The following is a 26,517-nucleotide window of genomic DNA, read 5'->3' on the forward strand; positions in this document are numbered from 1 at the left end:
AATCTGATTAAAGAGAGCGAACGATGAATAAGTGGGGAGTTGGACTTACATTGCTGTTGGCGTCAACCAGCGTACTGGCAAAAGATATTCAGTTACTTAACGTCTCATACGATCCCACTCGCGAACTTTATGACGAGTACAACAAGGCGTTCAGTGCACACTGGAAACAACAAACCGGCGATAACGTTGTTATCCGCCAGTCTCATGGTGGTTCCGGTAAACAAGCCACATCGGTAATCAATGGTATTGAAGCTGATGTCGTAACCTTGGCGCTGGCCTACGATGTGGATGCTATTGCCGAGCGTGGCCGTATCGACAAAAACTGGATCAAACGCCTGCCGGATAACTCCGCACCTTACACTTCAACCATCGTTTTCCTGGTACGCAAAGGTAACCCGAAACAAATTCATGACTGGAACGATCTGATTAAACCGGGCGTTTCAGTTATTACCCCGAACCCGAAAAGCTCAGGCGGTGCGCGCTGGAATTATCTGGCAGCGTGGGGTTACGCCCTGCATCACAACAACAACGACCAGGCCAAAGCGCAGGATTTCGTGAAGGCACTGTACAAGAACGTTGAAGTGCTGGATTCTGGCGCGCGTGGTTCAACCAATACCTTCGTTGAGCGTAATATTGGTGATGTGTTGATTGCCTGGGAAAACGAAGCGCTGCTGGCAACCAAAGAGTTGGGTAAAGACAAGTTTGAAATTGTCACTCCGAGTGAGTCTATTCTTGCTGAGCCGACAGTTTCCGTAGTGGATAAAGTGGTGGCGAAGAAAGGAACTCAGGAAGTTGCCGCAGCTTACCTGAAGTATCTCTACTCGCCGGAAGGCCAGGAAATTGCAGCGAAGAATTACTACCGCCCACGTAATGCGGATGTGGCGAAGAAATATGAAAACGCCTTCCCTAAACTGAAGTTGTACACCATTGATGAAGAGTTTGGCGGCTGGACAAAAGCGCAGAAAGAACACTTCTCGAATGGCGGAACCTTCGACCAGATTAGTCAGCGTTAAGTTTAAAGACGGCCCCGCTTGGGGCCGTTTTGCTTTTGAGTTCCCGCCGTTTGCGTTACGCTGAGCAACTCTCTCCAGCCCCTGAGGTTTCAATGCTGCGGTGTCGACGCACGGTAGTTGTCACTATATTCCTGTTGATTGTTGCCGCTATCGCTTGGTTTAGTCTGCGGCAATATCTGCATCACCCTGATGCGCTCTGGCGTATCGTCAGCCAGCAATGCGTTCCCAATCAGCAAAAAAACCAAAACCCTGAACCCTGCGCCAAAGTGGAATTAACTTCTGGATACGTGTTGCTGAAAGATATTCATGGCCCGCTTCAATATTTGCTGATGCCTACCGCGAAAATGAAAGGGATGGAAAGCCCTGAACTATTGCAGGCGCAAACCCCCAATTTCTTCTGGCTGGCGTGGCAGCAGCGCGAAATGATGAGTGTTCGCCGTGGGTCGCATGTGCCTGATGATGTAATTTCGCTCACGATTAATTCCACAAGCGGGCGAACTCAAAACCAGCTTCATATTCATATTTCTTGTCTGCGGGCAGATGTGCGTGGGCAGTTGAATCAGTATGCAAATACGCTGAGCAACCAATGGCAGGCGTTTCCGGAATCACTGGCGGGAAACCAGTACATCGCCAGAAAAGTGAGTGCGGCGGAGTTTTCGCAACGTGGCCCGTTCATCATGCTGGCAAACCAGGTTCCCCAAGCTCGCGAACATATGGGGCGTTACAGTCTGGCGATGGCGAAACTGGCTGACGGGGATTGGGTCATTTTGGCTACAGAGCGGAACTTACTGCGTTTGAACCTCGCATCTGCGGAGCAAATACAAGATCACGATTGCGGATTGCTGAAAAAATAAAGGCCCTGCCGGAGCAGAGCCTTAATATTTCTAAGCGAGAATACTTACGCTTGTTTCGCTTTTGCAGCAGCTTTAACGATAACGGCGAAAGCGTCAGCTTTCAGAGATGCGCCGCCAACCAGGGCACCATCGATGTCCGGCTGAGCAAACAGCTCTGCTGCGTTTTTGTCGTTTACGGAACCGCCGTACTGGATGATCACTTGTTCAGCGACTTTAGCATCAGCTTTAGCGATGTGGTCACGAATGAATTTGTGAACAGCCTGAGCCTGAGCTGGAGTTGCTGATTTGCCCGTACCGATTGCCCATACTGGTTCGTAAGCGATTACCACGCCTTCGAATGCAGCCGCGCCCTGAGTTTTCAGAACAGCGTCAATCTGACGTGCACAAACTTCTTCAGTTTTGCCCGCTTCGTTTTCTGCTTCGGTTTCGCCAATGCAAAGAACCGGAATCAGGCCAACTTCTTTCAGAATGGCGAATTTCTTAGCGATCAGTTCGTCAGACTCTGCGTGGTAAGTACGACGCTCTGAGTGACCGATGATGATGTATTTAGCACCAACATCTTTCAGCATTTCAGCAGAAACTTCACCGGTAAATGCGCCAGACAGGTTCAGGTCAACGTTCTGAGCACCAAGAATGATGTGGCTGCCAGAAGCGGCATGTTTAGCCAGATCCAGATACATAGTAGGAGGAGCGATAGCAACGCCACAGCCAGCAACGCCAGCCAGTTCTTTGCGTAAGCCAGCAATCAGCTCGTGTACCATGTGCTTGCTGCCGTTCAGTTTCCAGTTACCCATCACCAAAGGATGTCGCATCTTAATTCTCCACAAGGTCAAACTAATAAAAGAATCGCTGCCGTTCAGGCAGCATGGTCTGTGAAACAGTATAGAGACTCAACAGACTAAAGGCTTTGCTTTTTGTCATTTATTCGCCGTTGTTCAGTGTCTCTGATAGCGTTAGCTTAATCGGTTCAACTGCGAAGGTAAGCCCCTTTTCACCGTTATCCGCAACAACATAGCGAATAGCGCCATCAGTTTGCGCGTAATAACGTTTGTTCTTTCCATCGCTGAGTAATTTGGTGAGTTTTGCCACGCTTTGCGGTTTTGAAAGCGACGGGGTAAAAGTGCGAATCAGCGCTGACATGTATTCAGAAGCTTTCGCTCGCGCCGCTTTTTGCTCCGGGCCCTGAATCGGCAACCACGTTATCTGCATCGACTTTATTTTCAACGTACCGCGCTCAAGTGCAGTAGATGCGTAGAGATTTTCGTTTATTTTGCTGGCAGCACGCATCAGGTTTACTTCATCGGCGCTGGAGTCGATAGCGCGGAATTCATTGATCGGCAAAGACGGGTTTTCTGCGGTGAACTTTTCCCGAAACTGCGTGATATTCATATCGAACGTTGGCGCACCCGCCAGTAAATACGGCGCGGCTTGTAGCGTCGAAGCGGAATCTGAAGGCGGGTCGGCCCAAACCACCGCGGCGGGTAGCATCAGTAAAGCCAGAGCTGCAAACAGATGTCTCATTGACAAATTCTCCTGTGAATTCTGCTTCCCGATTAAATCGGCATTCCGTTGGCTTGTCAAAACCCGGCATAGCCAGGGTACACTACGGCGCTAAACAATAAAATGGACCTTACCATGACCATACAGCAATGGCTGTTCTCTTTTAACGGACGTATTGGACGCCGTGACTTCTGGATTTGGATTGGCGTTTGGTTAGTCGCGCTGATCATTCTCTTCACCCTCGCGGGTGCTGAAATTATGCCTTATTCCACCGCCGGTTTCTTCTTATCGGGTTCTTTGATCCCGACTGCTGCTGTGATTGTGAAACGTCTGCACGATCGCAATAAGAAAGGCTGGTGGGCGCTACTGTTTATTCCGGCATGGCTGTTGCTTGCCGGAAATTGGGAAACATTCGGCACATTAGCGCAGTGGGGACTTGGGCGTTTTATCCCAACCTTGATTCTTGTGATGGTCATTATGGACCTGGGTGCATTTGTTGGCACCCAGGGTGAGAATCGCTTTGGTAAAGATACAAGCGAAGTGAAGTACCGCTAACACTACCAGTAGTGTTCAGCTGTCATATGGCCCGGTCGGCGGCGCAAATGTTTGGTCATCTGCCGGGTATCTTTCAGCAGCTGCTGCGTATCACGTACCATCTGCGGGTTGCCGCACAACATCACATGGCTAGTTTCGGTATTCATCGGCAGACCTACAGCCGCTTCCAGTTCACCGCTCTCGATAAGTGCAGGCACGCGTCCGGTCAATGAACCCGGAATTGATTCCCGGCTCACCACGGTCTGAATCCGCAATTTCCCTTCGTACTGCTGCTGAAGTTTTTGCATCAATGGCAAATAACTCAAGTCTTGCGCATAACGCACGGCATGCAGCAAAACGATATTCTCGAAACGATCCAGGTCTTTGCCTTCCTGCAAAATCGAAAGATAGGGGCCTAATGCGGTACCCGTTGCCAGCATCCATAAAGTCTGACAATCCGGGACTTCATCCAGGACAAAGAACCCCGCGGCTTCGCTCACCAGCATAATTTCGTCACCGGGTTGCAGAGCATGCAGGCGTGGGCTGAGTTTGCCCTCAGGCACCGTGACTAGATAAAACTCAAGATTAGGGTCGCTCGGCGCGTTGACGTAGGAATAGGCGCGCTGCACGCGTTCGCCATCAATTTCCATCCCAAGCTTGGTGAATTGCCCGGCGGTGAAAGGGGCGACAGGCGCATGCACAGTGAGACTAAATAGAGCGTCCGTCCAGTTTTCAATCTGGATGACTTTACCTTTGACCCATTCCGCCATGATGTTCATTCCCCTCTGTGTCTATTGCCCTATCTTCACCAGAAAACTGTGAGATTTCCAGCCGGTTAAAGCTGGAAAGCTCATTCAGACAAACGGCAGTCTTACAGAATATGTGTTTGTACGTCTGGATCTTTGCGGTCGAGATAGTGAATAGATTTGATGCGGCGAATGGTGCGCGATTTACCACGAATCAGCAGTGTTTCAGTGGTCGCCATATTCCCTTTACGGGTAATGCCGTCCAGCAAATCACCTTTGGTGATACCGGTCGCGGAGAAAATCACGTTGTCGTTACGCGCCATATCGTCGAGTTTCAATACCACACCCGCTTCAATGCCCATCGCTTTGCAGCGCTCAAGCTCTTTCTCACCCATCACACGGTTTTCTTCGCTATCGCCTTTAACGTGGTGGCGGGCCAACAGGCGGCCTTGCATGTCGCCATCCAACGCGCGAATAACGGCTGCGGAAATCACGCCCTCAGGTGCGCCGCCGATACCGTACATTACATCGACTTCGCTATCTGGCATGCAGGTCAGAATGGATGCCGCAACATCACCATCAGGGATGGCGAAAACACGCACGCCAAGTTTTTGCAGTTCAGCAATGGTGGCGTCGTGGCGCGGTTTGGCGAGAATGGTCACAGTGAGTTCACTCAGCGGTTTGTTGAGTGCAACAGCAATGTTATAGAGGTTTTCAGCCAACGGCAGATTGAGGTCGATAATGCCTTTAGCACCAGGGCCAACAATCAGTTTTTCCATGTACATGTCAGGTGCGTTCAGGAAACTGCCTTTATCGCCAACTGCTAAAACGGCCAGCGCGTTGGCCTGGCCCATTGCCGTCATGCGCGTGCCTTCAATCGGGTCAACGGCGATATCTACAGCGTCGCCCTGGCCGGTCCCGACTTTTTCGCCAATGTAGAGCATCGGCGCTTCGTCGATTTCCCCTTCACCAATCACAATCTGGCCGTCAATATTGACCTGATTAAGCATGATACGCATGGCGTGAACGGCTGCGCCATCCGCCGTATTTTTATCGCCACGGCCCAACCATTTATAACCAGCCAGTGCTGCAGCTTCGGTTACGCGGGAAAATTCAATCGCAAGTTCTCGTCTCATCACACACTCATTTAAGAAGCAGAATTGCGACCGAGTTTAGCACAGGCGGGGAGGGGGGATCCCCTCTCGGCATGGAGAGGGGAAGGGGGAGGCAATTAACTTTCGTCGTGGTCTTCCCACGCAAGTGCACGCTTAACGGCTTTTTTCCAGCCAGCGTAACGGACGTTACGTTCGGTTGTTTCGATACCCGGACGGAACTCTTTCTCGATAACTGCTTTCTCGCTTACTTCATCCAGATTCTGCCAGAAACCAACGGCCAGGCCTGCAAGATAAGCAGCACCTAACGCTGTGACTTCACGCACTTCCGGGCGCTCAACGCGGGTGCCTAAAATATCCGCCTGGAATTGCATCAGGAAGTTATTTGCGACAGCTCCGCCGTCTACGCGCAGAGCGTGCAGGCGAATATCAGCGTCAGCCTGCATCGCTTCCAGCACATCACGCGTTTGGTAAGCGATGGATTCAAGTGTTGCGCGGATAATATGGTTTGCATTGACGCCACGAGTCAGACCGAAGATTGCGCCACGGGCATACGGGTCCCAGTAAGGAGCGCCCAGACCGGTAAACGCAGGGACGACATATACTCCGTTGGTGTCTTTCACTTTCGTTGCAAAGTACTCGGAATCAGTCGCGTCGCTAATCAGTTTCATCTCATCGCGTAGCCACTGGATAGAGGCGCCACCCATGAATACTGCACCTTCCAGCGCATAGTTCACTTCACCGCGTGGGCCGCAAGCAATCGTCGTCAACAACCCGTGAGTCGATTTCACCGCCTGCGTACCGGTGTTCATCAGCATAAAGCAGCCGGTACCGTAAGTGTTTTTCGCCATCCCTTCCTTCACGCACAGCTGGCCGAAGAGTGCCGCCTGCTGGTCACCGGCGATCCCAGCGATAGGAATACGCGTACCGCCTTTACCACCGATGTTAGTCTGACCGTAAACTTCGGAGGATTTACGCACTTCTGGCAGCATCTCACGTGGGATATCCAGCGCTTCGAGCATGCGGTCATCCCAGGTGAGATCGTGGATGTTAAACAACATGGTACGGGAGGCGTTGGTGTAGTCAGTAACGTGCACGCGCCCTTGAGTCATTTTCCAGATAAGCCAGGTATCGACTGTACCAAACAGCAATTCGCCACGGCGAGCACGCTCACGTGAGCCTTCAACGTGGTCAAGAATCCACTTCACTTTGGTACCAGAGAAATACGGGTCAACGACCAGGCCGGTTGCTGATTTGATGTACTCTTCCAGGCCGTCGCGTTTGAGTTGTTCGCAGATCTCTGCGGTACGACGGCACTGCCAGACGATGGCGTTATAAATTGGTTTGCCGGTCTCTTTTTCCCAGACAATCGCGGTTTCACGCTGGTTAGTGATACCAATGGCGGCGATTTGGTCGGAGTTAATGTCCGCTTTAGCCAGCACTTCTACAAGTGTGGAGCTTTGTGTTGCCCAGATCTCCATTGGGTCATGTTCAACCCATCCTGCTTTTGGATAGATTTGCTGAAACTCGCGCTGTGAAACGCTAACAACGTTGGCATCATGATCCAGGACGACGGCGCGGGAGCTGGTTGTACCCTGATCGAGTGCGACAATATATTTTTTTTCGTGGGTCATAATTTTGTCCTGAAGTCAGTCTTACAAAGAAGCATTTTGTTGTGTGGATGCGCTGGATTTTTCTTCATCTTCAACACAAACATCACAAGGTAAATGGTGGCCAATAAGTTTACGGTAACCAAAGGCACCTAACGCCGCGCCTACAATCGGGCCAAATACTGGCACCAGGAAGTAAGGAATATCGCGGCCACCGGTGAAGGCGACGTCGCCCCAGCCAGCTAACCAGGCGAAAAGTTTCGGGCCAAAGTCACGTGCTGGATTCATCGCAAATCCGGTCAACGGCCCCATTGAAGCACCGATTACCGCAATCAGTAAGCCAATCAGCAATGGTGCTAATGGGCCACGCGGGATGCCATTGCCATCGTCAGTCAGCGCCAGAATAACCCCCATCAGAATGGCTGTGATCACCATCTCTACGGCAAAAGCCTGCACCAGATTGATGTGTGGGTTAGGGTAGGTTGAGAAGATACCTGCCAAATCCAGGCTTTCCACACTGCCGCGTACCATGTGGTGCGTCTGCTCGTAATCCAGGAATAAATTGTAATACAGGCCATAGACCAAAGCTGCGGCACAGAACGCACCTGCAACTTGCGAAAGAATAAACGGCACCACTTTACGTTTATCGAAGCAGGCGAACAGGCAAAGTGCGATAGTCACCGCCGGGTTAAGATGTGCACCGGAAACTCCTGCAGTCAGGTAGATAGCCATCGCTACTCCCAAACCCCAGATGATACTGATTTCCCACTGCCCGAAGCTTGCGCCCGCGACTTTTAAGGCGGCGACACATCCGACACCAAAGAAAATCAACAACGCGGTACCCATGAACTCGGCGATGCACTGACCTTTCAAGGTTGATGGAGCTGTCTGACTCATAGTAGGGTCCTGAAGGCAAAATTAATGATTATTGTTTGTTCGGGCTTCCCTGCCGCGCAGGTGCCATGTAGGCATAGTGTTAATTTATCGTTAACGAACATAAACGAGAAATATCGAACTTTAAATTTGTGTTGTTCGTCATAAAAATGAGCGATTTCGCGCTGAAGTGTGCGCATTATCACCCAGAAAAGACAACGCAAACGCTCATGGAAGTAATCAATGGGTTAACAAATAGTGATTTTAGCGCTCATGGTCATTCGGCATATGCTGAAAAACGTTATGTTATGCAAAGAGCGCTTGAACTCGCTGGACACGGCTACTCACGCTACTTACAATCGAGACACGCTGCGTGGAGCGCATATATTCATAAGGTGTCATCGGGGAACATCCGGGACGGGGATTTAGAAATCCATCAACGCCTTGCAATTCAGAAGAGGTTCAGAAATGTCATTTGAAGTGTTTGAGAAACTGGAAGCAAAAGTACAGCAGGCGATTGATACCATTACCCTGCTGCAAATGGAAATTGAAGAGCTGAAAGAGACCAACAATAATTTGTCTCAGCAAGTTCAGCAGTCTCAGAGCAACCATGAAGAACTAGTGCGCGAAAACAATTCTCTGAAAGAACAGCAGCACGTTTGGCAGGATCGTCTGCATGCGCTGCTGGGTAAGATGGAAGAAGTGTAAGACTTAAGCTAGAAAAAGAACGGGCGCCCCAGGGCGCCCGTTTTGTTATTCGATATCGAGGGGATCTTCGGAAAGGATAATGCCGGTATTGTCCGCATACAGATGGTCGCCGGAGAAGAATGTCACGCCGCCAAAGTTAACGCGCACGTCACTTTCGCCAACGCCAACACCTGCGGAACCAACAGGAATAGCGGCAATCGCCTGAATACCAATATCCAGTTCTTCCAGGTCATCAACCTGACGCACGGCACCGTATACCACAATGCCTTCCCACTCGTTTTGAGTCGCCAGTTGGGCAAGTTCTGCGTCAATCAACGCACGGCGAACTGAACCACCACCATCAATCACCAGCACTCGGCCACGGCCATTTTTTTCGAGCAGATCATACAACAATCCGTTGTCCTCGAAACATTTCACCGTGATGATTTGCCCGCCAAAGGACGACCGCCCACCGAAGTTGGAAAACAGCGGTTCAACGACGTTGACATCTTCCTGATAGATGTCGCAAAGCTCGGAAGTATCATATTTCATAGGATTAAGGTTCTGTTGCTGCATGAGTTGTCAGTATATCGCTTAATCCCAACTGTTGGCAAAATCATCAATTGTTAATTGATATTTGTCAGCTAAAACGACACCGTACTGAGCACAACTCCTACCGCAAACAACAAGTTAGTCAGCAATGCAGCTTTAACAGTTCGTTCGAGCATTGGGCGCATGGCGACCGGTTCCATCTCACGCAGTACGAAACGAGCCTGCTTAATCAGTAGTGGTGCTGCAAGCACAAACAGCCATCCCCAGAGGCTTTGCAGCCACACCAGGTTAAATACCGCCAGGCACGCCAGCGCCCCCATTAACAGGCAAGCATGATAGCGACGGGCAAGCACTGGGCCCAGGCGCACAGCCAGCGTGTTTTTACCGTTCTCACGGTCGCTGTCGATATCGCGCAAGTTATTGATGTTCAGCACAGCTGTTGCCAGTAATCCGCAAGCTGTCGCGGGTAAAAACACTAACGGTGCTAGAGCGTGAGCCTGCAGATACCAGGTACCAGCCACACTTAACCAACCAAAGAAGACCAGTACTGAAATGTCCCCAAGCCCCATGTAACCATACGGACGAGTTCCGACGGTGTAAGTAATAGCCGCGATGATAGCCAGCAAACCGAGCACCAGGAAACCGAGAAAATCTGCCAGCGTACGGCAAGCAACCGCGACCAGCGCCAGGCCAGAAACGCAGATTAATACCACTGTGATAATCAGCGCCTTTTTCATCTGCGCCTGGGTAATCACGCCTTTTTGCATGCCGCGCAATGGCCCGATTCTGTCTTCTTTGTCGCTGCCTTTTACCGCATCACCGTAGTCATTCGCCAGGTTTGAGAGGATTTGTAGTAACCCGGCAGTCAGCAGTGCCAGCAATGCAATAGCGGGGTTGAACACGCCTTGCCAGAAAGCCAGCGCGGATCCACAGACGATAGAGGCAAATGCCAGTGGTAATGTGCGTGGGCGCAAGCTTTCAAGCCAGGCTTGAGTCGTGCTTACAGAGTGCGATTCGCTCATAGTTCTCTCTGTTAGATATAAAAAAATGGAGGGCATAAGCCCTCCATTTCAAATGAAGAAAATACGTTGAGCGGGATTATAGGATAAAACGGCTCAAGTCTTCATCTGCTACCAACTCATCCAGATGTTTGCTGACATATTCGCCGTCAATCAGGATGGATTGGCCGTTCATTTCGCTGGCATCGTAAGAGATATCTTCAACCAGGCGTTCTAACACAGTGTGCAGACGACGCGCCCCGATGTTTTCGGTGGACTCGTTCACTTGCCATGCGGCCTGAGCAATGCGGCGAATACCGTCTTCGGTAAAGTCGATATTCACGCCTTCGGTGCCTAGCAGCGCTTTGTACTGCACGGTGATAGACGCGTTTGGCTCAGTCAGAATGCGCTCGAAATCTTCAACAGTCAGTGCCTGAAGTTCCACACGAATTGGCAGACGACCCTGCAATTCTGGGATCAGGTCTGACGGACTTGCGACCTGGAATGCGCCAGATGCGATAAACAGGATGTGGTCAGTTTTGACCATACCGTGTTTAGTCGAAACGGTGCAGCCTTCAACCAGCGGCAGTAAGTCACGCTGAACGCCTTCACGGGAAACGTCCGGGCCGGAACTGTTGCCACCACGCTTACAGATTTTGTCGATCTCATCGATAAACACGATGCCGTGTTGCTCGACGGCATCAATGGCGTCTTGCTTCAACTCTTCCGGGTTCACAAGCTTGGCGGCTTCTTCTTCAATCAGAAGTTTCATCGCCTCTTTGATTTTCAGCTTGCGTGGTTTTTGCTTCTGGCCGCCCAGGTTCTGGAACATAGACTGCAACTGGCTGGTCATTTCTTCCATGCCAGGAGGAGCCATGATCTCAACGCCCATCGGTGCCGCAGCCAGATCGATTTCAATTTCTTTATCGTCTAACTGGCCTTCACGCAATTTTTTACGGAAAGACTGACGCGCTGTAGATGGCTCAGGTGCCGTTTCGTTTTGACCCCAGTTGTTCTTAGCAGGAGGGATCAGCACATCAAGAATGCGCTCTTCGGCCATTTCTTCGGCACGGTAGCGGTTTTTCTCGATGGATTGCAGGCGAACCATTTTCATCGCAGAATCGGTCAGATCGCGGATGATAGAATCAACTTCTTTACCAACATAACCCACTTCGGTGAATTTGGTGGCTTCGACTTTGATGAACGGTGCGTTGGCAAGTTTTGCCAGACGACGGGCGATTTCGGTTTTACCCACGCCAGTTGGGCCGATCATCAGAATGTTTTTTGGCGTAACTTCATGACGCAGCTCTTCATCAAGCTGCATACGGCGCCAGCGGTTACGCAGCGCAATCGCCACGGAACGCTTGGCATTGTCCTGGCCAATGATGTGTTTGTTCAGTTCGCTGACAATTTCGCGTGGAGTCATTTCAGACATGGGGATTCCTTACGCCTTAGACGCTAATTCTTCAATAGTGTGGAAATGGTTGGTGTAGATGCAGATATCACCGGCAATCCCCAGCGATTTCTCTACGATGTCACGAGCACCCAGTTCGGTATTTTCAAGAAGGGCGCGTGCCGCTGCCTGGGCATACGGGCCACCGGAACCAATTGCAATCAGGTCATCTTCTGGCTGAATAACGTCACCATTACCGGTGATGATAAGAGATGAATTTTCATCGGCGACGGCAAGCAGCGCTTCGAGTTTGCGCAGCATACGATCGGTACGCCAGTCTTTTGCCAGTTCAACCGCAGCTTTCACCAGGTGGCCCTGGTGCATTTCTAGCTTGCGCTCAAACAGTTCGAAAAGGGTAAAGGCATCCGCAGTACCGCCGGCAAAACCAGCAATCACTTTATCGTTATACAAACGACGTACTTTTTTGACGTTGCCTTTCATTACGGTGTTGCCGAGCGTGGCCTGACCATCACCACCGATTACGACATGGCCGTTACGGCGCACACTTACTATTGTTGTCACGAGCAGACCCCTTATTGCATCAGCTAAATAAGTACCCCGACATTATATCGGGGTCGAATGCAATTATAGATGGGGGGGATTTTGGGGGTTTCAACCCCCAGCGCCAAGACGGATACAGTTAGAGTGGCCTGCCATCTTCAGCTGATTGATCGTACCGTCAGCTTTCTCTTTGCCCTTGATTGGGCCAATGACGACTCGGTTCCAGCCATTGTTGGTCGTGATGCGTGAATCAAAACCTTCGAAAGCAAGCTGTGCACGGACAGTTTCTGCCTGTTCGGCACCCTTGAAGGAGCCACACTGTACCATCCAGCGTTTCTCATCCTTTGGCTTATCCTGAGGTGCCGGAGCCTGTTTGACTACTTCTTCACGGGTAATCGGCGCTGCTTTCGGCTGCGTCTCAGGCTGTGCTGCACGCTGCTGAGTATTATGCGGCGGCGTTTGCAACAAATCCTGATAAGGCTGCGCGTTTGATGTCGTTGTACGCGGTTGCTGCTGCACGGTACGTGGCTGTGTTACAGGCTGCGACTGCTGCTGAACGGCACGCGGTTGTGGGGCAACTTGTTGAGCGGTGAACTGCTGCTGTTGCGTTTGCTGCTGAATAATTTTTTGGCGCTGTAAGGTGCTCTGACGCTGTTCTGGCGTTTGCTCATTCCACGGTACTTCGTTCAACTGAGTAGGTTGCTGGCGCATATCGGCCTGCATCTGTTCCAGTAACTGGCGCTGTTCGCTGGTGAGCTGATCTTTATTCTGCACTTCACCACCGGCAGAAGGTTCGGTTGGGGCACGCACACCCGTCTGGCGATTTTCCAGTTCTTTGATATAACGCCAGCGCTCTTCCGGTTTAGGTGGCAGACCATTTCCTGTGACTTTGTGGCCAGGCAGGGTTTCGCTTTCATCTTTTTTATGATGAGTAATGAAGTAGAGAGCACCAATAAAGGTCACCAGAACGGCGGCCGCAATTGCGACCATTGTCGGCGAGACAGATGGTAGGCTGCGTTGCTTGCTGCGGGTGTTACTTTTCTTACGCCGCGTACCTGCCGATTGCCCGCGGCGTACATAATCTCGTTGTGCCACTATTGATTCGCTATATTTTATTCGTTTATCAGCCCGCCATGTTACTTAATGGATATCCCTTTGACCAGAATCCAGTGTCCTAAAGCGGGTCATTTTCTACTGCCAGGTGCGCTGGTGGAGCCTCGTTCAATGAGTTCACAGTCCAGCAAACGCGAACCACTACTCACGGTGTGCCCGTTAAGTTGATCCAATAACAACAGCATAGCTTCCCTCCCGATATCAAAACGGGGTTGCGCTACGGTGGTGAGCGGTGGGTCACAGAACTGTGAAAGTGCGATGTCATCAAAGCCCATAATCGATAAGTCTTCCGGCACTCGTAAGCCATTTCGCCTGGCCTGAGACAGTGCGCCCAGCGCCATCACATCGCTATGGCAGAACACCGCAGTCGGCGGATTGGGTAGTGCCATCAGCTGCGACAATGCAGCGGCACCGGCTTCATAAGTGAAGTTACCACGCGCAATGTAGTGCGGATCGATTACTGCCCCCGTACGACGTAATGCCTGGACATACCCCTGCAAGCGATAGTGACAAAGCGGCATCTCTTCCGGGCCAGCAATACAGGCAATTTTTTGATGGCCGAGCTGCTGTAAATAATAAACGGCGTTAAACGCTGCAGTCAGGTTATCGATATGAACCGTAGGCAATTCCAGCTCAGGAGCAAATTCGTTTGCCATTACCATCGGCGGCAAATTGCGTTGTTCTTCAATACTGGCATCAAAGGGAAGGCGTGAGCCTAGCAACAACATGCCATCAATCTGCTTGGTGATAATCAGATTAATGAAGGTTTTTTCCTGCTGATTTTGGTGGGCGCAATCGCCAATCAGCACCAGGTAGCCCTGTTCGGCAGCCGTCACTTCGATACCGCGGATGATTTCGCTAAAGAAGGGGTCGCAGATATCCGGGACAATAACCAGAATGGTGCGTGATTCATTACGCTTTAAATTTCGCCCCAGGGAGTGGGGCAAATAACCTACGGCTATTGCCGCTTGTTCCACACGATTACGAGTGCTTTGCGATACTTTGTCCGGGTTCATTAATGCTCTGGACACCGTTGCAGTTGAGACTTTCGCCTGAACGGCAACATCTTTCATGGTTGCATTGGCAACCTGATTCTTCGGCTTCAACTTCTTCTCCTCGCGTGCACTGTACAGGTGCTGACAACGTCCGTGGTGTCTGACCATGTCCACATTCTTAGCAGAAATTGATGTTCGTTGGTTACAGTTATTTCATTAAAAGTGTGATGGTTGTTGAAATTTTCGATCCGCTTCGCATAACCACAGGACTTTGTGCTAGCCGTCAATTGGATCAACATCCAGCGTCCACTTCACTTTGCGTGATTCCGGTAAAGTATTGACCAGCTTCAACGAATGACTGACCAGTCGTTGCAGGCGTGCGCGCGAAGGGTGTTGCAGCAGAATTTGCCAACGGAAACGCCCACCGCGTTTAGGCTGTAAGCATGGCACCGGACCCATAACCCAGAGCTGATCATCTCGTAACGGGCTGGACTCAAGCAGGTTTCGTAACTGCTGCAAGAAGAGCGGCGCCTGATGGTTATTTTGGTCTTCTGCACGGAACATGATGTGGCTGGTAAACGGTGGTAAGAACACCGTCTGGCGCTCTTTCAGTGCCTGGCTTGCGAAGTCGTCATAACCTTTGGTGAGCAGCGTTTGTAATAAAGGATGGTCAGGATGGTGAGTTTGCAGCATAACTTCGCCTTGTTTACCGGCGCGCCCTGCGCGGCCAGACACCTGGACATAAAGCTGTGCAAAACGCTCCGCTGCACGGAAATCGGCAGAAAATAGTGCGCCATCAACATCCAGCAAAGCCACCAGAGTCACATCCGGGAAGTGATGCCCTTTTGCGAGCATCTGCGTACCAATCAGAATCCGAGCACCGCCGCGATGGACTTCCGCCAGTTGCTGCTCAAGCGCGCCTTTACGGCTGGTGGTGTCGCGGTCAATACGCGAAATCGGCACACCCGGAAATTCAGGCTCAAGGCTGTGCTCAAGCTGCTCTGTTCCCATACCAACCGGAACCAGGTTGGTGGAACCACAATGCGGACATTGCTGGGGAATCGCTCTTTGGCTGTCGCAATGGTGGCAACGTAAATGACGCTGGCCCTGATGATAGGTGTAGTAGTGGTCGCAGCGCGGGCACTCCGCTATCCAGCCGCATTCATGGCACAGCAGAGCGGGAGCAAACCCGCGGCGGTTAAGAAACAGGATCACCTGGTTGTCAGCTTTAAGATGCTGGCCAATTTTTTTGATAAGCGCAGGCGCCAGGCCGGATTTCAGTGGCTGGCCTTTTAAGTCCACCACTTGCTGTGTTGCCGGGCGCGCATTACCGGCGCGTTTTGTCAGGCGTAGCTGGCGATATTTCCCCAGTTGAACATTGTGCAATGTTTCAAGGGCGGGGGTTGCTGAGCCGAGGATGATGGGAATATCTTCCGCATGTGCGCGGTACACGGCTAAATCACGAGCGTGATAACGCCAGCCTTCATGCTGCTTGTAAGAGCTGTCGTGCTCTTCATCTATAACAATGACGCCAAGTCGGCAAAACGGTGTGAACAGAGACGAGCGGGTGCCAATCACAATCGCGGCTTCGCCGCTGCGGGCTTTTAACCACACAGCAAGACGTTCACTGTCATTAAGTCCGGAGTGCAGCACTTCGACCGGCGCGTTAAAACGCTCACGGAAACGGGCGATGGTTTGCGGCGTCAGGCCAATTTCAGGTACCAGAACCAGCGCTTGTTTGCCTTGTGCCAGCACGTTTTCCAACACGCTAAGATAAACTTCCGTTTTGCCCGAGCCGGTAATCCCCGCCAGCAGCCAGACGGCGAAATTGTCGACAGAACTATGAATGGCCCCAATGGCGGTGGCCTGCTCGGTGTTCAGGCGTAAACGCTCGCCTTCAACGGAATAGCTATCGCGCCAGTCCGTCGTCGCAGGGGCGGCACTTTTCAGGTCACATAAACCTTTGGCCCGCAGCGCTTGTAACCCAGGCTCGCTGATTTCCATTTCGCTCACCTGGTGACGCCAGATGATATTTTGCCGTACCGCTGCCAGCGCTTGTTGTTGTTTAGGGGCGCGTTTCAGGCTGTTGAGATCAACCGCTTTGCCTTCTTCGGTGGCAAACCAGTACCACAACGGCGCGTGGTGCGCGGGTTTTCCTTCGCGCAGCAAACCAGGCAGCGCATGGAAAAGCACATCGCCGATGGGATGATGATAATACTCGGCCGCCCACAGCAGAACGCGCCATAGCGAATCTGGAAACAACGAAGCGCCATCCAGAACGTCTGCCACCGGTTTTAGATCTTTTAGCGGCAATTCGCTGTGCTCGCTAACCGAGACAACGATCCCGACAGCCTGGCGTTTACCAAACGGCACCGTGACGCGACAGCCTAATGCCACCTGCATTCCAGCGGGAATGAGATAGTCAAAAGTACGGGCAAGGGGAACCGGTAAAGCAACGTGGGCGACAGGCATTAATATTTCCGAACTGATAAAAATGACGAGATAGTGTACACTGTGTGTTCCAGAAAATGCGGATCAGTTTGCATACGCTGGCGGGGTTCTGTATGATTCGCCGCCTTTGATGCGCAGTTTTTGGTATCAAAAAACCTAATCTATCAACTTCGCGTGGTGTCTGGCGTTAGGGCTGGAAGAGCGACGCGGCCTTATACTGAGGTTTTCCATGAAAAAGAATATTCACCCGAACTACGCAGAAGTTACTGCAAACTGCTCTTGCGGTAATTCTATCAAGATTCGCTCTACCGTGGGTCATGATCTGAACCTGGACGTTTGTGGCGAATGCCACCCGTTCTACACTGGCAAGCAGCGTGATGTTGCTACCGGTGGCCGCGTTGACCGCTTCAACAAGCGTTTCAGCGTTCCAGGCGCGAAGAAGTAATTCGCTGCACGGTAGTAAGAGAAAGGCGCCTAACGGCGCCTTTTTTGTTATTCCCGTCATCATTCAAGCCGTAGGGGTGTTGGCTGCACTCACTCACCCCAGTCACTTATTTCAGTAAGCTCCCGGGGATTTGCTCCCTTGCCGCCTACCTACGACTCGAATGCTATAGGGAATAAGGATAATTCCTGTAATTAGTATTCCCACGTCTCTGGATCGATCCCCAGCTCGCGCATAATCACTTTCGCCGCTTCAGGAATTTCATCACTACGCTCTTTGCGCAGATCTGCATCATTTGGCAGTGGCTGGCCGGTAAACGCATGTAGGAATGCTTCACACAGGAGCTCACTGTTTGTTGCGTGACGCAGGTTATTCACCTGGCGACGGGTACGCTCATCGGTGAGGATTTTTAACACCTTCAGAGGAATGGACACCGTAATTTTTTTTACTTGCTCACTCTTCTTCCCGTGCTCAGCGTAAGGGCTGATATATTCGCCGCTCCATTCAGCCATGAGATACTTAATCCTCTTAATCAATGTATTTAGGCCTCCACCGGTAATATGCGCGGCAGAAGCGATTATCTGGTCGTAGTGTAAGCGTTTATTGATTCGCGGTCTGCGACGCTATCACCCTAAAGCGTATAATTTTAACGGCTATTGCGTGTTTGCTCAATCTATACGCAAAGAAGTTTAGATGTCCAGATGTATTGACGTCTAACTCGGCAGTGTTTACTCTGGTACCTGACCTTTATTCGACCAGCAAGGATTCGAGAGCCATGACGCGCAAACAGGCAACTATCGCAGTACGTAGCGGTTTGAACGATGACGAGCAATACGGCTGCGTTGTACCGCCAATCCATCTCTCCAGTACTTATAATTTCACCGGGTTTAACGAACCGCGCGCGCATGACTATTCGCGTCGTGGCAATCCTACGCGTGATGTTGTTCAGCGCGCACTGGCAGAGCTGGAAGGCGGAGCGGGCGCAGTGCTGACGAATACCGGTATGTCGGCAATCCATCTGGTAACCACCGTTTACCTTAAGCCTGGAGACCTGTTAGTGGCTCCGCATGACTGTTACGGCGGTAGCTACCGTTTGTTTGATAGCCTGGCAAAGCGCGGCGCATATCGCGTTTTGTTTGTCGATCAAGGAGATGAAGCGGCTTTAACTGCGGCACTTAACGAAAAACCAAAACTCGTGCTGGTCGAAAGCCCAAGTAATCCCTTGTTACGAGTGGTAGATATTGCGAAAATCTGCGCCGCCGCGCGTGAAGTAGGGGCAATTAGTGTGGTGGATAACACCTTCTTGAGCCCGGCTTTGCAAAACCCGCTGGCATTGGGTGCGGATTTAGTTCTGCACTCATGTACTAAATACCTGAATGGTCACTCAGATGTTGTTGCGGGTGTCGTGATTGCGAAAGATGCCGAAACTGTCACTGAGCTTGCCTGGTGGGCAAATAACATTGGCGTGACTGGCGGTGCTTTTGATAGTTATTTGCTATTGCGCGGTTTGCGCACGCTTTCACCACGTATGGAAGTGGCACAACGCAATGCACAGGCGATTGTTGATTTCCTGCAAACTCAGCCGCTGGTGAAAAAGCTGTATCATCCTTCGCTGCCTGAAAACCAGGGCCATGAAATTGCTGCTCGTCAGCAAAAAGGTTTTGGCGCGATGCTAAGTTTTGAATTTAATGGCGACGAGCAAACGCTGCGTCGTTTCCTGAGTAGCCTGACTCTCTTCACACTGGCAGAATCGCTGGGTGGAGTAGAAAGTTTGATTTCACACGCGGCGACGATGACCCACGCGGGCATGGCGCCAGAAGCGCGTGCTGCAGCGGGGATCTCTGAAACCTTGTTGCGTATTTCGACTGGCATTGAAGATAGCGAAGATTTAATTGCTGACCTGGAAAATGCGTTCCGGGTTGCAGCCGAGGGGTAAGCATGAGTGTTTCAGCACCAGCAGGGGCGTCGGGTCGTCAGCTGCATAAATTTGGTGGCAGTAGTCTGGCAGATGTGAAGTGCTATCTGCGCGTTGCGGGGATCATGGCCGAGTATTCAAAACCTGGCGACATGATGGTTGTTTCCGCTGCGGGTAGCACAACTAACCAGTTGATTAACTGGTTAAAATTAAGCCAAAGCGATCGCCTTTCTGCCCATCAGGTTCAGCAAGCACTGCGCCGTTATCAGAGCGAGTTGATTAGTGGCCTGGTTACGCCTGATGTTGCTGATGCTTTAATCGGTCAATTTATTCACGATCTTGAGCGTCTGGCGGGTTTGCTGGATGGCAAAATGACCGACGCAGTATATTCCGAAGTTGTAGGCCATGGTGAAATTTGGTCTGCACGCCTGATGTCTGCGGTGCTGAATCAGTTAGGTCACCCGGCTGCATGGTTGGATGCACGCGAGTTTATGCGCGCAGAACGTGCAGCCCAGCCACAAGTTAATGAAGGTTTATCCTGGCCACTGCTGCAAGAGCTGATGGCGCAGCACCCGAACAAACGCCTCGTGGTTACCGGTTTTATCTGCCGTAACGACGCGGGCGAAACGGTTCTGCTGGGCCGCAACGGTTCTGACTATTCCGCAACTCAAATTGGTGCACTGGCTGGGGTTTCCCGCGTGACGATCTGGAGTGACGTTGCCGGGGTTTACAGCGCTGACCCACGTAAAGTGAAAGATGCTTGCTTGCTGCCGCTGCTGCGTCTGGATGAAGCCAGCGAACTGGCCCGTCTTGCCGCCCCAGTGCTGCACGCTCGTACTTTGCAGCCTGTTTCCGGTAGCGATATCGATCTGCAACTGCGTTGTAGCTATTCACCGGAGCAAGGCTCAACGCGCATTGAGCGCGTGCTGGCTTCCGGCACCGGTGCACGTATCGTTACCAGCCACGATGATGTTTGCCTGATTGAACTCGACGTTTCCCCGCAGCAAGATTTCAAACTGGCGCACAAAGAACTGGATACGTTTTTAAACCGCGCCCAGATTCGCCCGCTGTCGGTTGGTGTGCATCCCGACCGCAACCTGCTCCAGCTTTGCTATACCTCAGAAGTGGCTGGCAGCGTGCTGCAAACGCTGCAGAACGCTGGCCTGCCGGGCGAATTACGCCTGCGCGAAGGGCTGGCGCTGGTGGCGATGGTCGGCGCGGGCGTTTGCCGTAACCCACTGCACAGCCACCGTTTCTGGCAGCAGCTGAAAGATCAGCCTGTTGAGTTTATCTGGCAGTCCGAAGATGGTATCAGCCTGGTTGCGGTACTACGTGTTGGCCCAACAGAAAACCTCATTAAGGGTCTGCATAAGTCACTGTTCCGTGCTGAAAAACGTATTGGTCTGGTTCTGTTCGGCAAAGGTAACATTGGTTCACGCTGGCTGGAGCTGTTTGCACGCGAGCAAGAAACTATCTCTGCACGAACCGGTTTTGAATTCGTGCTTTCAGGCGTTGTAGATAGCAGCCGCAGCTTGTTGAATTATGAAGGTCTGGATGCCAGCCGTGCTCTCGCTTTCTTTAACGACGAAGCCGTCGAGCAAGATGAAGAATCACTATTCCAATGGATGCGCGCGCATCCTTATGATGATTTGGTGGTTCTGGATGTGACTGCGAGTGAACAACTGGCCGATCAATACCTCGATTTTGCCAGCCACGGTTTCCACGTTATCAGCGCCAATAAACTTGCGGGCGCCAGTAATGGCCAGAAGTACCGTGAAATTCGTAATGCTTTTACCAAAACAGGTCGCCACTGGCTGTATAACGCCACCGTGGGCGCTGGCTTGCCGGTAAACCATACCGTTCGTGATCTACGCGAGAGCGGCGACTCCATTCTGGCTATCAGCGGTATTTTCTCCGGTACGCTTTCATGGCTGTTCCTGCAATTCGATGGCACCGTGCCATTTACCGAGCTGGTGGACCAGGCCTGGCAGCAAGGGCTAACGGAACCCGATCCACGCGTCGATCTCTCCGGGAAAGACGTGATGCGCAAACTGGTGATCCTTGCTCGCGAAGCGGGTTACGACATCGAACCGGATCAGGTTCGTGTTGAGTCGCTGGTAACAAACGGTAGTGAAACGGGCTCAATTGATCATTTCTTTGAAAATGGCGATGAGTTGAATGAGCAGATGCTTCAGCGTTTTGAAGCCGCTCAGGAAATGGGTCTGGTTCTGCGTTACGTGGCACGTTTCGATGCGAATGGTAAAGCGCGTGTCGGTGTGGAAGCTGTGCGCACCGAGCATCCACTGGCTTCGCTGCTACCGTGCGACAACGTGTTCGCTATCGAAAGCCGTTGGTATCGCGATAACCCGCTGGTTATCCGTGGGCCAGGTGCTGGTCGTGACGTAACAGCTGGCGCTATCCAGTCGGATCTCAATCGCCTGGCGCAATTGCTATAACTCGCTGAAACACAAAAATATCGAGGCCAGCTATTGCTGGCCTTTTTTTATTCTTTTTAATCGAATATGAGGAAAATTCAATTTGGGTGAGAATTCCTCATTTCTTGTGTTGAATTTTCAGTTGACGGAATCATGCTTTTCATTCATCTTGCTATCTGGACGTCTAAACGTCTGGATAGCAACAAAACACAACATCACATAATAAAATGCGATTAATGAGGTAAGGGTATGAGCTTTTTTCACGCCAACCAGCGGGAAGCACTAAATCAGAGTCTGGCCGAAGTCGCCGGGCAAATTAACGTTTCCTTTGAGTTTTTCCCGCCGCGCACCAGTGAAATGGAACAGGCCCTGTGGAGCTCAATTGATCGACTGAGTAGCCTGAAACCTAAATTTGTCTCCGTAACTTACGGCGCAAACTCCGGTGAGCGTGACCGTACCCATAGCATCATCAAAGGTATTAAAGACCGTACAGGTCTGGAAGCTGCGCCGCATCTGACTTGTATTGATGCCACTCCCGATGAGTTACGTACTATTGCGCAGGATTACTGGAATAGCGGTATCCGTCATATCGTCGCTCTGCGCGGTGACTTACCTCCAGGTGGTGGCAAGCCAGATATGTATGCTTCTGATCTGGTCACACTGCTTAAAGATGTTGGTGACTTTGATATTTCCGTCGCGGCTTACCCGGAAGTTCACCCGGAAGCGAAAAGTGCACAGGCTGATTTGATTAACCTGAAGCGCAAGATTGATGCTGGTGCAAACCGCGCAATCACACAGTTCTTCTTCGATGTGGAAAGTTACCTGCGCTTCCGTGACCGTTGCGCCGCTGCGGGTATCGATGTCGAAATCGTGCCAGGCATTTTGCCAGTGAGTAACTACAAACAGGCGCATAAGTTCGCGACCATGACCAACGTGCGTGTTCCGCACTGGATGGCACAAATGTTTGAAGGGTTGGATAACGACGCAGAAACTCGCAAAATGGTCGGTGCCAATATTGCGATGGATATGGTGAAAATCCTCAGCCGTGAAGGCGTGAAAGACTTCCATTTCTATACGCTTAACCGTGCTGAAATGAGCTATGCAATTTGCCACACGCTGGGTGTTCGCCCGTTAGTTTAATGCAATCAATGGCCCGCAAGGGCCGTTACATCCCCCCTGGTTCCACTCCTCCTCCAAATACCCCTTTCATTTCTAATGTTAAGTTTTGAAAGTTTATGTTGCTGTCGACGTTTCTTCGGAAGACTTTTGCTATGTTGCTCATTAGCCAGCAGGAAATAACTATCAAATCTGTAGTTTTTTTCATCTATAACTTATCTACAGAGCTGTATATCCTGGTATTAAAATAGTGAAGGGAGCAGGAAGATGAGCACAAACGAAAACGATCATAATACGTTGTCCGCAGGGAAGTGCCCGTTTCATCAGGGCAGTCATGATGTGAGTGCAGGAGCCGGAACAAGCACGCGGGACTGGTGGCCGAAACAACTCCGTGTTGATCTCCTCAATCAGCATTCAAACCGCTCTAACCCCCTCGGCGAAGATTTTGATTACCGCAAAGAATTCAGCAAACTCGATTATTCCGCGCTGAAAGGCGACCTAAAAGCATTACTAACTGATTCCCAGCCATGGTGGCCTGCCGATTGGGGCAGCTACGCCGGGCTATTTATTCGTATGGCCTGGCATGGTGCCGGCACTTACCGTTCCCTGGACGGACGTGGTGGTGCAGGTCGTGGTCAGCAACGCTTTGCTCCACTTAACTCCTGGCCAGATAACGTAAGCCTTGATAAAGCTCGCCGCCTGCTATGGCCTATCAAACAAAAATACGGCCAGAAAATATCCTGGGCTGACCTGTTTATACTGGCGGGGAACGTAGCACTGGAAAACTCCGGCTTCCGCACCTTTGGTTTTGGTGCCGGACGTGAAGATGTTTGGGAGCCAGATCTGGATGTGAACTGGGGTAATGAAAAAGCCTGGTTGGAACATCGCGACCCGGAGGCACTTGCTAAACGTCCATTGGCCGCGACCGAGATGGGGCTGATTTATGTTAACCCTGAAGGGCCAAACGCCAGCGGTGAACCACTCTCTGCCGCTGCTGCCATTCGTGCTACTTTCGGCAATATGGGTATGAACGACGAAGAGACTGTAGCGCTTATCGCTGGCGGTCATACGTTGGGCAAAACCCATGGTGCGGCGGAGGCAACCCATGTGGGTGTTGATCCAGAAGCTGCACCGATTGAAGCCCAAGGCTTAGGCTGGACGAGCAGCTACGGCAGTGGTGCAGGTGCTGATGCAATTACATCTGGCCTGGAAGTTGTCTGGTCACAAACGCCAACCCAGTGGAGTAATTACTTCTTCGAGAACTTGTTCAAATTTGAATGGGTACAGACACGCAGCCCTGCTGGTGCAATTCAGTTTGAAGCGATCGATGCACCTGAAATTATTCCCGATCCGTTTGATCCATCGAAAAAACGTAAACCGACAATGTTGGTCACCGACCTGACGCTGCGTTTCGATCCGGAATTCGAGAAAATTTCCCGTCGCTTCCTCAATGATCCACAAGCTTTCAATGAAGCTTTTGCTCGCGCATGGTTCAAATTGACCCACCGCGATATGGGGCCAATTGCGCGTTACATCGGCCCGGAAGTGCCAAAAGAAGAACTGATTTGGCAGGACCCGTTGCCGAAAGCGACATTCAGCCCAACGCCTGCTGATATTGATCACCTGAAAGCAGAAATTGCCCATTCTGGCCTTTCTGTCAGTGAATTGATTTCTGTAGCCTGGGCGTCGGCGTCGACTTTCCGTGGCGGCGATAAACGTGGCGGAGCCAATGGTGCGCGCCTGGCACTGGCACCTCAGCGCAACTGGGATGTGAATGCTTTAGCGGTTCGTGCATTGCCTGCGCTGGAAGCCATTCAGAAAGCGTCTGGTAAAGCGTCGCTGGCCGATATCATCGTGCTGGCGGGTGTTGTGGGTGTTGAACAGGCGGCGGAAGCGGCTGGTATCAGCGTTCGCGTGCCGTTTATTCCTGGGCGTGTTGATGCCAGCCAGGATCAGACCGATATCGAGATGTTCAACCTGATGGAGCCTGCAGCCGATGGGTTCCGTAACTACCGTGCTCGTGTGGATGCGGCGACAACAGAATCCCTGCTGATTGATAAAGCACAGCAACTGACTCTGACCGCACCGGAACTCACCGTGTTGGTTGGTGGTATGCGTGTGCTGGGTGCGAATTTTGATGGCGGCAAGCATGGCGTATTCACCGAGCGTTTAGGTGTGCTCAGTAACGATTTCTTTGTCAATCTGCTGGATATGGGCACGGAATGGAAGGCGACTGATGACTCTTCAGAACTGTTTGAAGGCCGCTGCCGTCAAACTGGCGAAGTGAAGCAGACAGCGACACGCGCGGATCTGGTCTTCGGTTCCAACTCTGTGCTGCGTGCACTGGCGGAAGTTTATGCCTGCGGTGATGCTAAAGAGAAGTTTGTGAAAGACTTCGTGGCGGCATGGGTGAAAGTGATGAATCTGGATCGCTTCGACCTGAAGTAAGCTTGCTTTAATCGTGAAAATCCCCGCAAAAAAGCGGGGATTTTTTTATCGGTATTATTCCCACTCTTGCAAGAAACGTTGCCCGTACTGGTCGGCGACCAGCAGTGCTGCGTAAATCTGATCGGAAGTGACACCGCCTGGCATGTTGTGAATAGTTTCACCTTCCGCACAAGACACCTTTGCCACGATGCGCATTTTTTCCTGAACGTCCTGTTTGATATCCAGTTGCGCCAGCGTTATCGGTAAGCCAACGGAGTGGCAAAGTGCTGCGACCGTTTCAATCTCTTCTACCGGCGCGTTTTCCAGCACCAGTTGCGTCAGTGTACCGAATGCGACTTTTTCACCGTGATAGTAATGGTGTGCATCTGGGATTGCCGTCAGACCGTTATGCACCGCATGGGCTGCGGCCAGGCCACCACTTTCAAAGCCGACGCCACTCAGATATGTGTTGGCTTCAATCACGCGTTCAAGGGCAGGGGTCACGACATGCAGCTCGGCGGCCAACATCGCTTTTTCACCTTCTTCAATCAGCGTGTTGTAGCAAAGCTCTGCCAGCGCAAGTGCTGCCTGAGTACACTTACCACCCGCCATGGTGGTGGCACCACTGCGAGAGCAGGCGCGAGCCTCAAACCAGGTGGCAAGCGCATCGCCGATGCCCGCGGCTAAAAGGCGTGCCGGTGCATTCGCCACGATTTGAGTATCTACAATCACCATATTTGGGTTGTTCGGTAGCATCAGGTAGCGGTCAAACTCACCTTCATCGGTATAAATCACGGACAATGCGCTGCAAGGTGCATCAGTAGAAGCAATCGTAGGCGCTACGGCAACCGGCACGCCCATAAAGTGGGCCAGTGCTTTGGCGGTATCCAGCGTTTTACCGCCGCCGATACCGAGCACGGCGCCGCATCGTGCTTTCTCAGCTACGCTACGTAGACGGTCGATCTCATTTTGCGAGCATTCGCCGCCAAAAGGTGTGATTTCGAATCCCAGTCCGGCCTCTTTGAAGCTTTTTTCTAGTGTGGACTCGGCAAACCCTAAGACAAATTTGTCTCCGACCACTAGCCAGCGCTCAGCCAGTGGTTTGAGATAGTTGCCGAGGCGGCAAATAACCTCAGCGCCCTGAATATACTTACCCGGTGACTGTATTATGCGATCCATTCACTGCCTCC

At 51.6% G+C, this 26,517-nt stretch carries 24 protein-coding genes; 9 read left to right on the forward strand and 15 right to left on the reverse strand.

Translation table 11 applies throughout. From position 1 onward, the window contains the following. Positions 1-23: 23 nt before the first annotated feature. Positions 24-1,013, forward strand: a complete 990-nt coding sequence (gene sbp / locus LVQ77_RS20240) for a sulfate/thiosulfate ABC transporter substrate-binding protein Sbp (protein WP_232905348.1) — start codon at positions 24-26, stop codon at positions 1,011-1,013. Positions 1,014-1,108: 95 nt separating this feature from the next. Next, on the forward strand, positions 1,109-1,867 hold the full coding sequence (locus tag LVQ77_RS20245; RefSeq protein WP_370645070.1) for a CDP-diacylglycerol diphosphatase: 759 nt from the start codon (positions 1,109-1,111) through the stop codon (positions 1,865-1,867). 44 nt (positions 1,868-1,911) lie between these two features. Here the strand turns inward: LVQ77_RS20245 and tpiA are convergent, their stop codons facing one another. Continuing rightward, on the reverse strand, positions 1,912-2,679 hold the full coding sequence (tpiA, locus tag LVQ77_RS20250; protein WP_064515060.1) for a triose-phosphate isomerase: 768 nt from the start codon (positions 2,677-2,679) through the stop codon (positions 1,912-1,914). Positions 2,680-2,788: 109 nt separating this feature from the next. Continuing rightward, positions 2,789-3,355 (reverse strand): DUF1454 family protein, encoded by a 567-nt coding sequence (locus LVQ77_RS20255; protein ID WP_370645071.1) that lies wholly within the window; start codon positions 3,353-3,355, stop codon positions 2,789-2,791. Between the two features lie 147 nt (positions 3,356-3,502). On the opposite strand from LVQ77_RS20255, the gene LVQ77_RS20260 reads away from it, so the two are divergent. Beyond that, the gene (locus LVQ77_RS20260) at positions 3,503-3,922 is read left to right on the forward strand and encodes a DUF805 domain-containing protein (RefSeq protein ID WP_034461428.1); all 420 of its coding nucleotides are present in this window, start codon (positions 3,503-3,505) and stop codon (positions 3,920-3,922) included. Between the two features lie 2 nt (positions 3,923-3,924). Here LVQ77_RS20260 and fpr read toward each other — a convergent pair whose 3' ends face one another. From fpr to LVQ77_RS20280, 4 genes are all read right to left on the reverse strand, one after another. Next, positions 3,925-4,671 carry a ferredoxin--NADP(+) reductase gene (gene fpr / locus LVQ77_RS20265; RefSeq protein ID WP_154154153.1) on the reverse strand — a complete coding sequence of 249 codons (747 nt, stop codon included), beginning with the start codon at positions 4,669-4,671 and terminating at the stop codon, positions 3,925-3,927. 101 nt (positions 4,672-4,772) lie between these two features. Then, positions 4,773-5,783, reverse strand: a complete 1,011-nt coding sequence (gene glpX / locus LVQ77_RS20270) for a class II fructose-bisphosphatase (protein WP_064515066.1) — start codon at positions 5,781-5,783, stop codon at positions 4,773-4,775. A gap of 95 nt (positions 5,784-5,878) precedes the next feature. Further along, on the reverse strand, positions 5,879-7,393 hold the full coding sequence (glpK, locus tag LVQ77_RS20275; RefSeq protein ID WP_064515068.1) for a glycerol kinase GlpK: 1,515 nt from the start codon (positions 7,391-7,393) through the stop codon (positions 5,879-5,881). A gap of 21 nt (positions 7,394-7,414) precedes the next feature. Beyond that, complete coding sequence (locus LVQ77_RS20280) at positions 7,415-8,266, reverse strand: MIP/aquaporin family protein (protein ID WP_232866015.1); 852 nt, start codon at positions 8,264-8,266, stop codon at positions 7,415-7,417. A gap of 444 nt (positions 8,267-8,710) precedes the next feature. Here LVQ77_RS20280 and zapB point away from each other — a divergent pair, with 444 nt between their 5' ends. Further along, positions 8,711-8,950 (forward strand): septal ring assembly protein ZapB, encoded by a 240-nt coding sequence (zapB, locus tag LVQ77_RS20285; protein ID WP_034461423.1) that lies wholly within the window; start codon positions 8,711-8,713, stop codon positions 8,948-8,950. A gap of 45 nt (positions 8,951-8,995) precedes the next feature. Here the strand turns inward: zapB and rraA are convergent, their stop codons facing one another. The 7 genes from rraA to priA form a co-directional block, all read right to left on the reverse strand. Next, positions 8,996-9,481: a ribonuclease E activity regulator RraA gene (rraA, locus tag LVQ77_RS20290; protein ID WP_120066734.1), complete on the reverse strand. Its 486-nt coding sequence runs from the start codon at positions 9,479-9,481 to the stop codon at positions 8,996-8,998. A 92-nt stretch (positions 9,482-9,573) separates the two neighbouring features. Next, positions 9,574-10,503 carry a 1,4-dihydroxy-2-naphthoate polyprenyltransferase gene (gene menA, locus LVQ77_RS20295; RefSeq protein ID WP_151995366.1) on the reverse strand — a complete coding sequence of 310 codons (930 nt, stop codon included), beginning with the start codon at positions 10,501-10,503 and terminating at the stop codon, positions 9,574-9,576. Between the two features lie 76 nt (positions 10,504-10,579). Next, positions 10,580-11,914 carry an ATP-dependent protease ATPase subunit HslU gene (hslU, locus tag LVQ77_RS20300; RefSeq protein ID WP_151995365.1) on the reverse strand — a complete coding sequence of 445 codons (1,335 nt, stop codon included), beginning with the start codon at positions 11,912-11,914 and terminating at the stop codon, positions 10,580-10,582. Positions 11,915-11,923: 9 nt separating this feature from the next. Beyond that, positions 11,924-12,454 carry an ATP-dependent protease subunit HslV gene (gene hslV, locus LVQ77_RS20305; protein ID WP_232866016.1) on the reverse strand — a complete coding sequence of 177 codons (531 nt, stop codon included), beginning with the start codon at positions 12,452-12,454 and terminating at the stop codon, positions 11,924-11,926. A 90-nt stretch (positions 12,455-12,544) separates the two neighbouring features. Next, positions 12,545-13,528, reverse strand: a complete 984-nt coding sequence (gene ftsN, locus LVQ77_RS20310; RefSeq protein ID WP_232866017.1) for a cell division protein FtsN — start codon at positions 13,526-13,528, stop codon at positions 12,545-12,547. A gap of 89 nt (positions 13,529-13,617) precedes the next feature. Then, a complete protein-coding gene (cytR, locus tag LVQ77_RS20315; RefSeq protein ID WP_232905351.1) occupies positions 13,618-14,652 on the reverse strand; it encodes a DNA-binding transcriptional regulator CytR in 1,035 nt (344 codons plus the stop codon). Positions 14,653-14,817: 165 nt separating this feature from the next. Then, positions 14,818-17,013, reverse strand: coding sequence for a primosomal protein N' (gene priA / locus LVQ77_RS20320; RefSeq protein ID WP_232866018.1), 2,196 nt, complete (start codon positions 17,011-17,013; stop codon positions 14,818-14,820). A 208-nt stretch (positions 17,014-17,221) separates the two neighbouring features. On the opposite strand from priA, the gene rpmE reads away from it, so the two are divergent. Continuing rightward, positions 17,222-17,437, forward strand: coding sequence for a 50S ribosomal protein L31 (gene rpmE, locus LVQ77_RS20325; protein ID WP_124022232.1), 216 nt, complete (start codon positions 17,222-17,224; stop codon positions 17,435-17,437). 191 nt (positions 17,438-17,628) lie between these two features. Here the strand turns inward: rpmE and metJ are convergent, their stop codons facing one another. Beyond that, on the reverse strand, positions 17,629-17,946 hold the full coding sequence (gene metJ, locus LVQ77_RS20330) for a met regulon transcriptional regulator MetJ (protein ID WP_034461414.1): 318 nt from the start codon (positions 17,944-17,946) through the stop codon (positions 17,629-17,631). Between the two features lie 263 nt (positions 17,947-18,209). On the opposite strand from metJ, the gene metB reads away from it, so the two are divergent. From metB to katG, 4 genes are all read left to right on the forward strand, one after another. Further along, positions 18,210-19,370 carry a cystathionine gamma-synthase gene (gene metB, locus LVQ77_RS20335; protein WP_134187637.1) on the forward strand — a complete coding sequence of 387 codons (1,161 nt, stop codon included), beginning with the start codon at positions 18,210-18,212 and terminating at the stop codon, positions 19,368-19,370. Positions 19,371-19,372: 2 nt separating this feature from the next. Next, entirely contained in the window at positions 19,373-21,805 is a 2,433-nt protein-coding gene (locus LVQ77_RS20340) for a bifunctional aspartate kinase/homoserine dehydrogenase II (RefSeq protein ID WP_232905352.1), read from the forward strand. Positions 21,806-22,033: 228 nt separating this feature from the next. Beyond that, the gene (gene metF, locus LVQ77_RS20345) at positions 22,034-22,924 is read left to right on the forward strand and encodes a methylenetetrahydrofolate reductase (protein ID WP_232905353.1); all 891 of its coding nucleotides are present in this window, start codon (positions 22,034-22,036) and stop codon (positions 22,922-22,924) included. Between the two features lie 243 nt (positions 22,925-23,167). Next, the gene (katG, locus tag LVQ77_RS20350) at positions 23,168-25,348 is read left to right on the forward strand and encodes a catalase/peroxidase HPI (RefSeq protein WP_232905354.1); all 2,181 of its coding nucleotides are present in this window, start codon (positions 23,168-23,170) and stop codon (positions 25,346-25,348) included. Between the two features lie 54 nt (positions 25,349-25,402). On the opposite strand, the gene gldA is transcribed toward katG, so the two are convergent. Further along, positions 25,403-26,506 (reverse strand): bifunctional L-1,2-propanediol dehydrogenase/glycerol dehydrogenase, encoded by a 1,104-nt coding sequence (gldA, locus tag LVQ77_RS20355; protein ID WP_232905355.1) that lies wholly within the window; start codon positions 26,504-26,506, stop codon positions 25,403-25,405. Between the last annotated feature and the right edge of the window lie 11 nt (positions 26,507-26,517).

Origin of the sequence: Buttiauxella cochleicola (assembly GCF_021282435.1) — a bacterium.
GTDB classification, from domain to species: Bacteria; Pseudomonadota; Gammaproteobacteria; order Enterobacterales; family Enterobacteriaceae; genus Buttiauxella; species Buttiauxella massiliensis.